Source organism: Leuconostoc suionicum (assembly GCF_001891125.1).
Lineage (GTDB): Bacteria > Bacillota > Bacilli > Lactobacillales > Lactobacillaceae > Leuconostoc > Leuconostoc suionicum.
Genome location: NZ_CP015247.1, coordinates 872,460 through 884,709, shown reverse-complemented (window position 1 = coordinate 884,709; position 12,250 = coordinate 872,460). Strand labels below are relative to the sequence as shown.

Annotated in this window: 9 protein-coding genes; 1 reads left to right on the top strand and 8 read right to left on the bottom strand. The window is 36.6% G+C overall.

Features of this window, described 5'->3' with window-relative positions:
* Window positions 1–17 precede the first annotated feature (17 nt).
* From A6B45_RS04360 to A6B45_RS04335, 7 genes are all read right to left on the bottom strand, one after another.
* Window positions 18–2,276 carry a glycoside hydrolase family 65 protein gene (locus A6B45_RS04360; protein ID WP_072613519.1) on the bottom strand — a complete coding sequence of 753 codons (2,259 nt, stop codon included), beginning with the start codon at window positions 2,274–2,276 and terminating at the stop codon, window positions 18–20.
* Window positions 2,277–2,326: 50 nt separating this feature from the next.
* Window positions 2,327–3,679, bottom strand: a complete 1,353-nt coding sequence (locus A6B45_RS04355; RefSeq protein ID WP_072613518.1) for an SLC45 family MFS transporter — start codon at window positions 3,677–3,679, stop codon at window positions 2,327–2,329.
* A 106-nt stretch (window positions 3,680–3,785) separates the two neighbouring features.
* Window positions 3,786–4,409 (bottom strand): LacI family DNA-binding transcriptional regulator, encoded by a 624-nt coding sequence (locus A6B45_RS04350; RefSeq protein ID WP_237048961.1) that lies wholly within the window; start codon window positions 4,407–4,409, stop codon window positions 3,786–3,788.
* On the bottom strand, window positions 4,406–4,738 hold the full coding sequence (locus A6B45_RS10555) for a LacI family DNA-binding transcriptional regulator (RefSeq protein ID WP_237048960.1): 333 nt from the start codon (window positions 4,736–4,738) through the stop codon (window positions 4,406–4,408). The genes A6B45_RS04350 and A6B45_RS10555 overlap by 4 nt, the downstream gene beginning before the upstream one ends.
* A gap of 2 nt (window positions 4,739–4,740) precedes the next feature.
* Complete coding sequence (locus A6B45_RS04345) at window positions 4,741–5,727, bottom strand: LacI family DNA-binding transcriptional regulator (RefSeq protein ID WP_072613517.1); 987 nt, start codon at window positions 5,725–5,727, stop codon at window positions 4,741–4,743.
* A gap of 106 nt (window positions 5,728–5,833) precedes the next feature.
* Window positions 5,834–7,360: an alpha-L-arabinofuranosidase C-terminal domain-containing protein gene (locus A6B45_RS04340; RefSeq protein WP_072613516.1), complete on the bottom strand. Its 1,527-nt coding sequence runs from the start codon at window positions 7,358–7,360 to the stop codon at window positions 5,834–5,836.
* A gap of 28 nt (window positions 7,361–7,388) precedes the next feature.
* A complete protein-coding gene (locus A6B45_RS04335; protein ID WP_282834763.1) occupies window positions 7,389–8,591 on the bottom strand; it encodes an MFS transporter in 1,203 nt (400 codons plus the stop codon).
* A gap of 201 nt (window positions 8,592–8,792) precedes the next feature.
* Here A6B45_RS04335 and A6B45_RS04330 point away from each other — a divergent pair, with 201 nt between their 5' ends.
* Window positions 8,793–9,902 carry a helix-turn-helix domain-containing protein gene (locus A6B45_RS04330; RefSeq protein WP_072613514.1) on the top strand — a complete coding sequence of 370 codons (1,110 nt, stop codon included), beginning with the start codon at window positions 8,793–8,795 and terminating at the stop codon, window positions 9,900–9,902.
* Window positions 9,903–9,952: 50 nt separating this feature from the next.
* On the opposite strand, the gene A6B45_RS04325 is transcribed toward A6B45_RS04330, so the two are convergent.
* Complete coding sequence (locus tag A6B45_RS04325) at window positions 9,953–12,205, bottom strand: ATP-binding cassette domain-containing protein (RefSeq protein WP_072613513.1); 2,253 nt, start codon at window positions 12,203–12,205, stop codon at window positions 9,953–9,955.
* Window positions 12,206–12,250 lie beyond the last annotated feature (45 nt).

The following is a 12,250-nucleotide window of genomic DNA, read 5'->3' as shown; positions in this document are numbered from 1 at the left end:
ATTTGTCCTCCTCTTTGTTATCTCGTTAACGTGACTTGTTCACCCAATAAATTAATCGTAAGTGGGTCACCAGAAATCAGTTGGACATCTGTACCTTCTTTGTCAACCGTCACTTCCAAAACATGGCCACGAAAAACCAAACGGAATGCGTATTTTGTCCAATTTTTAGGCAAAAATGGCTTTAAGTGTATTTCGTCATTTCGTACTCGCATCCCGGCAAATCCCTGCACGATTGCCAACCATGAACCGGTCATCGCAGTAATATGCAACCCATCATCAGTATCATTATTGTAATTATCCAAATCCAATCGTGCAGCGCGTTCATACATTTCAACAGCTTTGTCAACCATTTGCAAATCAGCAGCCAATATCGCATGAACTGACGGTGATAATGATGATTCGTGCACAGTCAGTGGCTCATAAAAGTTAAAATTGTTACGTTTCTCTTCTTCAGTAAAGGCATCAGGAAAATAGAACATTGCGTGCAAAGTGTCAGATTGCTTAATATATGGCGACCGCAGTATTCGATCCCAAGACCAGTTCTGGTTGATTGGACGAATATTTTGTGGCATATCAGCAATTGGGGTTAAATCTTTATCCAAAAATGTATCATGTTGTACAAAAATATGTTTTTTGCCATTTTTTGTATCAACATCAGCTTCTGGTAAATACATTTTAGTAACAATATCTTGCCATTGAACCAACTCTTCATCGGTAATAGCTAGCTTTGTCTTTTGCTTATCATTAATTTCGTCATAGTGATCAAGCGAATACTGTAAGACCCATTTAGCCATCCAATTAGTGTAGTAATTATTATTAACATTATTTTCATATTCATTGGGTCCAGTGACACCGTGAATCATATACTGATCATTGCGTTTTGAATAGTGAACACGGTCAGCCCAGAAACGCGCGATGCTGTAAAGTACTTGCGCCCCATCCCCATCTAACCAAGAATGATCTCCGGTAATATTTGTATAATTATAAATCGCATAAGCAATAGTTGAATTACGGTGAATTTCTTCAAATGTTATTTCCCACTCATTATGAGATTCAATACCATCAAAAGTCACCATAGGATAAAGCGCCCCTTTTAGACCTTGTTGTTTAGCATTATGAAAGGCACCATCAAGTTGATCAAAACGATATTGCAACAGTGATCTTGTAACTGATGGATCAGCAACACCTAGATAGACCGGAATGGCAAAAGCTTCTGTGTCCCAGTACGTTGCACCACCATATTTTTCACCGGTGAATCCTTTTGGTCCAATATTTAGCCGTGGATCATTACCATAATAAGTTGAGAAGAGGTGGAACAAATTGAACCGAATACCTTGTTGCGCAGCATCATCACCTTCAATTTGAACGTCAGCCTTCTCCCACCGTTTCAACCATTCTTGCGCATGGTCTTCATATAATTCTTGATAAGATTTTTCTAAAACTTCGTCCGTCAACGCTGTCCCAGCATCTATAGTTTCTTTTAAACTATCGTAATCTCGAGAAGTGGTTACGATGACACGCTTTTCAAAATTTACTGTGCCGCTAGTTGGTACCTCAATATCAAAGTCATCAGTAACTTCTTTTGTTCCACGATTAGTGCCGTGCTTTTCGCCACCAATGAAGCTTTGACGAGCAACCACTGTGAATTGTGGCACACCAAATGGATTTTCAATGGTTTGTGTGGCAATAAATGACGATGAGACACCATTACCGGCATCTAAGACTTGCCAAAATTTTTCGTCATAATTAGCATCTTCATTGACTACATCAGCATCAATGCTAGCATCAAAACGTATGTTGTGCTTATATCCATCAACAGATGTAAAAGTATAATGAATATCCGCTAGCTCTTTAAACGCAGCTGAAACGAAACGCGATACCTGAACTTCAACGCCAAAGACTGTAAACCGACGATTCAAAACGCCATGTTTCATGTCTAAGGATACTTCAAAATCCTGAAACTCATTCTTGGCTAAATCAATTTGATGCCCATCAATATAAATGTCTGCTTTCACAAAATTCAAAGCATTGATAGCTTTTCCAAAGTATAGTGGATACCCGTTTTTCCACCAGCCAACTCTTGTTTTATCTGGAAACCACACACCTCCAATATAGATACCTTGGTGTGTATCGCCTGAATAAACTTCTTCAAACATACCACGCATACCCATATATTCGTTCCCCAAACTAGTCATAGATTCCTGTAGGCGTTTGTCTTCAGGATCTAAATTATGCGTTGCAACTGTCCAAGGGTTAATTTCAAAGATTCTTTTCATTATTTTTATGCCTCGTTCTTCTTTACGGTAACGTTATTTCATTAACTATATTAATCTGCATTCACTGGATTACTATGAATTTCTTTAATAAAACCAACACTAACTGCACCCAATAGCATCAAAACACCTGAAACTAAGATCATTGATGGAAAATGTGATCCTAATGCTGGAAATACAACAAAACTTGCGACTGACGCCACAATTTGTGGTAAGCATATAGAACCGTTGAATAGCCCAAGATAAGTGCCCATGTGATCGCCGTTCAATGCGTTAGTAACCATGATAAATGGATAAGCCATCATCCCTGCCCATGAAATACCAATCAAAATGAAAGATGCAATTAAAAGATATTGTGAGTGGATAAAGAAAACTGAAATGAATCCTGATGCCCCTAATAGCAGCGACAAAGCATACCCAAATTTATTTTTCTCAGCCGGAATTTTAGACAATACTAACGACCAAAGTACGGCAGCGATCGCATAAACCGCAGACAAAATGCCGAACCAGTTTCCACCATTTTGATAACCTGCTGTTGTTGGGTCGGTTGCATGAAAGACATTATCTGCAACTGCACCCGTTCCGTACGTCCACAAATATTGGAAAGCCATCCAGCAGAAGAATTGTGTCACAGTAACCATCCAAAATGTTTTTGGTGCACGCTTCAATAAAGTTAGAAACCCACCATCATTATCATTTGGCGTGTTTAATGCGTAACCATGATAAAGCTCGTAAGTTGCGTCATCATATTCTTTCACGTTGAATACTGCAACTAGTGAGAAGACAACTAATACAATTGCACCAACGTAAAAAGAAATAATAACCGAAGCTGGTACCTGTCCTTTATCAGCAGTATTAGCAACCCCAATTGCTGTTAACAAGAACGGAAAAATTGTGGCTAGTACAGAACCTGTATTTGATAAGAAACTTTGAATAGAATAGGCGTATGATTTCTGATCTTCATTAACCATATCACCAACAACCATTTTAAAAGGTTGCATAGCCACATTTGAACTAAGATCCATAAACAAAATCGTTATTGCGCCGAACCATAGTGCTGCAGTTGTAGAAAATCCAAAGCTACCAGAATTTGGCAACAGGAACATTACTATAACCGAGACCAATGCACCAACTAACAAATATGGCATGCGTCGTCCAAAACGCTTGGTCCATGTTCGATCTGAAAAGTAACCAACCAAGGGTTGAACAAATAGTCCAGCCAAAGGTGGCAATATGAAGAAAAAACCAAGTTTTGTTGGGTCAGCACCCAATGTTTGGAAAATTCTTCCCATTTGTGAACTTTGCAAGGAAAAAGCCATTTGCACACCTAAGAACCCAAAACTTAACATCCAAATTGTGCTAAGTGGCAAATTAGGCAATCCCTGCCCTTTATGCTTATCATCCATTATTTCTGCCTCCAAAATATTAATTTTGTAACCGTTTACATTGAACAGTATAAAGCAGTTAATAAATTTTTGGAAGCGTTTGCCCGATGTTAACGGTAACATCATTTCATTGCGTTGAATCACGAATAATTAGTTCAGGCGTAATATTAACTTCAATCCTGGTATTTTCTTTATTTGATTCAACTCGGTTCACTATCTCCTTGACCAAATTTTTTGCAATTAATGCAATCGGTTGCCTAATTGTCGTTAATTGTGGTGAGGAAATTTGATCAATAAATACACCATCAAAGCCAATTACCCCAAAGTCAGTTGGCACTTCATAAATACGTGTCAAGGATCTGACAACGCCCAAAGCAATACGATCTGTCGCGCAGACGAAACCGGTATTTGGTTGAATACTTGTCACCATATTCGTCATTAATATATCTGCCGAGTGGGCATGATTTTCTGTCGCAAAAACTTTTTGACTCATACCATATTTATTCATGACCGAACGATAACCTAATGCCCGCTGCTTAGCAAATGGTAAGTCAATTGCAATTCCAATGTACCAAATATCCTGATAACCCCTGTTTATCATATATTGCGTTGCCATCTCAATTCCTTGTTTATTATGAACGTCAACATAAGAAAAATGTGAATTTTCTGGCGCCACACCATACAAAATAATCGGCACAGTCACTAATGATAAACCCTCTAAGTCGGTTTGACGCCAACCACTAACAATCATCCGTCAATATTGTTTGTATTGGCAGCTAAATCAGTACTTATTTCGAGCGTGTAGCCACTCTCTTGGAGATAATTAGCAATATGAATCAATAGCTTGGCATAATTTGGTTCAACTGTTGTGACATCCTCCAAGAGTAAAAATCTAATCACATAATGGCGCTTGTTCACGAGCGCTTTTGCCATGCGATTTGGTTCATACCCAACGTCCTGAATTGCTTTCTCTACAAGGTCTTTCAGTTCTTCTGAAACTTGTTCAGGGTGGTTGATTACACGACTAACCGTCATTTTAGATACATGAGCATTCCGTGCAACATCATTTAAGTTCGCCATTACTATTCACCTACTTTTGGTATACGATATGGAACAATAAAACTGGTAGCTTCAGTTCTCTCAAGTGGCGGTTGCTGATCATTAAATAATAATCTGACTGCTTCACTTCCGAGAGCTCTTGGTAAGACGTCAACAGAATAAAAGTTTTTTCCTCCCAAGCGGGCGTATTCAGAACAGTTAAATGCAATTGTCGGCAATTTAGGATGACTAGGCAGATGAGCTTGTGCTTGATTACGCGTCAAATAACCAAGTTTATCATCACTAGCAACTATTCCGTCAACCGTTTGATGTTGCTCAAAATATTTCTGTAAAACCTGTTTTTGTTGCGTGAATTCCAAGGGTAAAGATAAAACATCACCTTCTTCTTGTGCTTCGCGAAAGCCCAATTCTCGATTTTCTTCAAAACGCCAATCGGCCATTGTTCTAACAAATAGTGGTGATTTTAATCGAAAGTAGTTAACTAAAGCCTTGGTAGCTTCAGCGCTTGCTTTGCGATTATCGTTATCTACATACAAAATATTTGTGTCGCTTTCCGGCTCACCTGTAACCACAACACGCGCATGATTTTCATTCAGCAGCTCTGTGATTGGATCATTTTCAACTGTATATAATAAAATAAAACGTCTAACTTGTCCGGCCTCAACCATCATTTTCACCGAATTAAACACTTCTGACCAATTACTGCCTGTGGCTGTGGTTAATAAGTAGCGTCGTGCAATTAACTGAGAATTAATTCCAAATAAAATTTGCATGGCAAAATCATTATCTGTATTGCCTTCTGATTGAGGTTGAAATACAACACCAACTGTATTACTCTCAGTTTGTGTTAAGTTTCGCGCAGCAAAATTAGGTATATACCCCATATCTTGTGCCACTTTCTTAATACGCTCTTTAGTTTTTAAACTGATTTTAGGTGAATCACCCAAAGCACGTGATACTGTTGAAATCGCCACACCAGTTCTATTTGCGATATCTTGTATTGTTACCATACACGACCTCCTATTCACGTTATTTTAACATGAAAAAGATTGAGACACCTGTCTCAATCTTTTTTGAAAGACACTAACTACCTTAAATTTTTTACTTAATCTACGACTAATTCAATTCAAATTTAAAGACAGAAACTGACATTGGTTTTATGCCAATATTTGACAGCTCTTTCGAAGAAACATTATCGTGCTGTTCCACAATCGCTGCACGCAAATGATTGGGATCCTCAAACGTATTCGTCTCATGCATGTCATTGGCTACTAATTCTTCCCTTTGATAACGACTTACCTGACTAGGTAAATCAATATTGATATTAATGGTTTCGGTCAGGTCAAAATTAATCACATTTAAATAAATTATTTTATCTTTTATTGAGGCAAAGAACTTAATGTGATTATTATTCTGATCTGTTACATTAATATCTAAGACATCATTATCTCTATGCACTTTGTACATTTTGAAAATATCATATACTGGTGTTAGTACAAATTCTTTACCATCAGTTAATATCAATGCATTCAACACATTAATTGTTTGTGCCATACTGGCCATTTTAACTTTGTCAGCATTAGAATGAAGAATATCTAAAATGATTGCCGTCGTTATCGCATCACGCATTGTATTTTGCTGATACAATGCTTTCTCCTCGAAAAAGGCTTTCCCGTACCAATTACCCCATTCACCTAAAATCAGATCAATCTTTTCTAGTTTTTGATCAAACTCTCCTTCAGGCTCTGGCATTTGTTCTAAACCATCTTGAATCAAATCATATTGTTCTTTAAGTATGTCTTCTAATTCCATTGCACCGCTAATTACTTGGTACCAGTCATCGGCATTAAAATCTGTTGCCGATGCCGAAAAGTCTTTTCCTAAGTACCAGTTATACCAATGCAAATCATATCCATCAACTTTTGGTGGACGAGCCTTTGCTAATTCTTTCATCACACTGCTAGTCCAATAACGACGTTCTTTTGGCTTATTAGCATCCGCGCCACTTAAAATGAAGTATCTCGAATCTTCTGAAAACTGATTCAATGCAAACGTTGGCGCAGCAGTTGCAAATTTTCGGTAATCAGCAACATATTGCTCAGGGGTCATCATGCCGCCACCACCCCAAACTTCATTGCCAATTCCCCAAAGATTCACATTATAAGGTGCTTCATGACCGGAGTTTTTTCTTTTTTGCGATAAATAACTTGCTTGCTTGCGATTAATATATTCCATCCACTCAGACATTTCCCGAGCAGATCCGGTCAGCAAATTAATATTAATCCATGGCTCAGAGTGAATCAGTGATGCAAATTCTAAGAACTCATCTGTTCCAAATTCATTTGTTTCAACACTGTAGGTTCCAAACCCTTCATTAAATACCTTTTTCCTTTTTTTACCTACACCGTCTTTCCAATTGTAATGATCTGCAAACACACCACCCGGCCATCTTATGATTGGTGGTTCAATTTCTTTTAATGCATTAATGACATCTAATCGCATACCATTAACGTTTGGAATCTTGCTTTCTTTTCCAACCCAAATACCATCATTTATAGCATTACCGAGGAATTCAATAAACTGACCATGTAAACGTGGATTAATTTTTATCTCATTTTGACGTTTTTCTATTTTAACTTTCATTTTTCCTCCAGAAGTATTCGCTTTATCATTATTTTGTTGATTTAATCATCTGAATAAATATGCATGCAATTAATGCAAAGACAATAGCGGTTGGGAACACATAACCATAACCACCCATCACAACTAGCGCACTAGTTACAATTGGTCCGACTGTTTGACCAAGCGTTGTCGCAATGTTCAAAATTCCTAAATCCTTACCCGCTGTTTCTTTAGAAGGTAAGACATCAATATTCAATGCTTGATCTACAGCGCCATATACCGCGTAGCCCAATCCAGCAAAACCAGCAAATAACATCATTGAGAATGTAGATTGAAGTATCCATGGAAGCAAGAAACCAATGACCATCAAAATAGAGGCTATGATAACCGGTAGCTTTCGGCGACCAATCTTATCAGAAATGATTCCCGAAACAAATGAACCAACCAATGCTACAATCAAAGTAATTACTGACATCACTGAAATTGTTGCAGCAGCCGATGTAGTACTTAATCCAATATAGCTCTGTAAAATATATAGTTGATAGTTGTATATCATGTAGTAACTAAAAATCAGTAAACTACGTCCAATAAAAGCTAGCCAAAAATCTCGCGCCCCTTTGATAGGTGGTCGAAATGATTCTAATATATCTTTAAAACTGTTGTTAACCGGAGCCATGTTTTTTGACGATTCTTCGCGTGGCCAAACAATAACTGTTAGAATTCCAGAAACTGCCATTAAAATACCTGCTAAAGCAAATCCCGGTAATTGCCTGGTGATAAACAATGCACCAATAAGCACACCTACGGAGCTACCAACAGTAGTACCCGCTGACATTGAAGCTGACATCGTACCACGTAAACTTTCTGGTACGCGGTCAGACAATGTTGATATCGCCGGCGCAATCATCATATTTAGACCAAACATGGCTAAACAGTAGAAAAAGCCAATAAGCCAAATGCTATTCAGGACACCCATTAAGAATAAAGAGGCTCCGCCAATAATACCTCCTGCAAAAATCCAAGGCGTCCTACGGCCAAACGTTGATCGCGTACGATCTGAAAAATTACCAAATATTAGATTAGAAACTAAAGATGATATAGCTGTTACAGCATTCAAAACACCGAAAATAGCCACCGAGCTAGTCGCTCCAACTAAATTTTTCAAATGTTGTGGTAAAAGAACTGATGCAATGATTGCTAATGACCCCATCCATAAGAATGAGAAGAGGAAAAAACTTACAACGAAACGCATTCTGTATAATTTGCTTATGCCACTATACACAATATCGTTTTTTTTACTCACGTGATTATCCATCATGATACCTTCCTTTAAAAAGTAGATGAGTACTTTGGGTTGCTTTTTTTGTAAGCGCTTACTATAATGTAATAATAAGTCTTAAGCTAAAAAAAAATTGTGTTTTCCAACTTTTTTTTGTGAAAAACGGGGTTAATTATGTTAGCAGACACTTTAAAAGCCATTCAACAATTAATCACTGACAAAATATTTATGCAAGACACGCACAATAATGTGATATTTGGTGACGAAAACCTTTTCAATCAATTTAACAATCAACTAAATTTCCACAATGCTCTTTTGGAAAATCCCTCTTCAATACTATTTTATCCAATTGTGCATTCTGATTCTGTTCACTACGATGGGATTTTCGCTATATTCTCAATAAAAACATATCACTTGTTTTTATATGGTAAACCTACCCAATCAGAAAGCAACTCTTCAACATATCTTTTGTTGAATCTTTATCAAAAATACCGTGCAATATTGGCAATAATATATAATGAAATTCCCGAGAGTAATGGAACAATCAACATTAAATCCCCAGATGATAGTGTCAGTTTGTTAGAGTATTCATCTCGTTTACAAACGCATCACAGTTACTTAGATGAACAAGCATTACTAAGCACTATCAAAACTGGTGATAAACAAATTGTCATCAATGCTTATAAACAATTTCAGGTTAAAAATGAGCACGAATCATTTTTAGCAATGAAGAATAATCGATTACGTCATGAAAAAAATATGCTTATTATTGTAGCAACCTTAGCCACACGTGAAGCAATTCAAGCTGGTGTGAATGAAAAAAAAGCTTATTTATTGTCTGATCAATGGATAAATACAATTGAAAAACATACTACTGTCGAAGACATCATTAACCAAAACGTTCGGTTAAATATTCTCCTCAATTTTGCTAGTTTGGTCAAAAGCTTGAAGTATAGCAAATTAAGTCACTTAATATTTGAAATACAAACCTATATTCAAATCCATATCTATGAGAATTTATCTATTATAGATATTGCAAAACAATTCAAATATAGTCAAAACTACCTATCCGCTCGATTCAAAAAAGAAACAAATCAAACACTCAAACAATATATTATTGGAGCAAAAATAGAAGAAGCAAAACGTTTATTACTTTCAACACAACTATCCTTAATCGATATTTCAACGTTACTTAATTTTAAAGACTACACACATTTTTCCCACACCTTCAAGCGTTTAACTGGCACATCCCCAAAACAATTTATATCGACAAAAAAGTACTGATAGATATGAACTTTACACATCGATCAATACTTTTTTATATACATCCTTATTTATAAATATGGTTTTGTAATTGCATCATTTGATTTTTTTAAATCATCGATTGTACCGGAGAAAACAACTTTACCACCCATCTTTCCGCCTTCGGGGCCCATCTCAATCAACCAATCAGCCTGTCGAATGACTTTCAAACTGTGTTCAATAATGACAATCGTATTTCCTCTAGCAACAAGCTTATCAAAAAGATCGAGCAAATGGTCAATATCTCTTAGATGTAATCCATTCGTTGGTTCATCAATAATATAAACACTACTCTTCTTTTGTAAGTAGCTCGATAACTTGATCCGTTGCAACTCTCCGCCTGACAATGTACTCAAAGATTGGTTTAATTTTAAATAACCAAGACCCACATCACAGATTGCTTGCAAACCAGTAGCTATTCGTGTAATACCATTAAAAAAGGCAACGGCTTGACTCACTGTCATAGACAATATGTCAACAATAGTCTTACCCTTATAGCCATATTGCAAAGCTTCCTGATTGTAGCGTTGTCCATGACACAATTCACACTCAGAAACGACATCATCCATAAAGTACATATCATTAACGATAACGCCTTTTCCCTTGCAGCGCGGACAAGCGCCCTTTGAATTGTAACTAAATAACGATGGACTAACTGAGTTTGCACTTGCAAATAGTTTCCTAATATCATCAAAAATATCTAAGTAAGTCAGTGGTGTTGATCTAAGACTAATACCAATGTTCTTTTGCGAAATATTGATAACATCGATTCCTTTTTGAATCAATTCTGATACTAAAATTTGTGCTAGAGACGATTTCCCAGATCCTGCTACACCACATAAAACAGTTAAAGCATTAAGTGGCATTTTTAAAGAAACGTTTTGTACTGTGTTTAAATTTTTATCACTAACAGAAAGCCATTTTTTGAAGTTTTTGATAGTATGATTATCCAATTTATCATTTTCACGCATAGCAATACTGGTAACCGTATCGCTTTTTAAAAACTCATTGTATGTTCCCGAAAATTGAATACTACCACCATTAACTCCCGGGCCCGGTCCAACATCAATGATATAGTCAGCTCGCTGAATTAGCAGCGGATTATGTTCCACTAAAATAATCGTATTCCCTTGATTCTTTAAGACGTTCAAACATTTATGGAGACGTTCAATATCTTTTGGATGTAGGCCTGAGCTAGGTTCGTCTAGGACATACATCACATCATTTAACGAGCTTGTGATATGCTTAGCAATTCTGATTCTTTGCGCTTCGCCACCCGATAGCGTATCTGTACTTCTTGCTAAATTAAGGTAGCTTAAACCAATCGTAATCAGAGCATCTAGTCGTTTATTAATTTGTGTTTTGACATCCTGAACCAGTGGATTTTTTATTTTTTGAATAAATAATTGTAATTCATCCAATGACATTGAAACTAAGTCACGAATATTATGCCCATCAATTTTACAACTAAGCGCCTTCCCATTCAATCTGGAACCTTGACAAGTTGGACAAATATCAGTGGAGACAAACCTTTCAAGTTGTTTTCTATGTCTTTTCCCTTCATCAGTATTAATAATACTTCGCTTAATTCTCGGTAACAACCCCTCATATAAAGCAGTTTTGGGCCATTTTTCAGGAGGAGAAACTAACTTTTGCTGCGGTGCATATAATAATAAATCAAGTTCTTCTTTAGAATAATCTTTTATTTTTTTATTCAAATCAAATAAACCGCTATAAGCATAACGTTTCCAACGCCAAGCACCATTTCCAAAAGTTGGAAAATCAATTGGATCTTCATTAAGTGATTGATTAAAATCAACAAGATATGTTAAATTAATTTTTTTAGTAAAACCTAAGCCATCACAAACTTCACATTTGCCTTGGGGGTGATTGAAAGAAAAGGCATCTGAATAACCAACAAAGGGTTGGCCTATTCGAGAAAATAGCAAACGTAAGAATGTATATATTTCAGTATACGTTCCTACTGTTGATCTGACGTTGCCCGACATTTTTCGTTGCTCAATTGGTATTGCTATTGGTAAATTAGTAATGTTATCTACAGCTGGTCTACCATATTTTGGTAAAATGTGTTGCACATAACTCGAGAACGTATCATTTAATTCACGTCTTGACTGCGCAACCAAAGTGTCAAAAACTAAGGTTGACTTCCCTGAACCAGATACACCTGTAAAAACTGTTAACTGATGTTTTGGAATACTGACTGAAATATTCTTTAAATTATTTTGATATGCATTTTCAATGCCAATCCATTCATTGTTACTCACGCTATCCCCCTTTATCGATTATCTTTAATGTACAATTCACTGCAA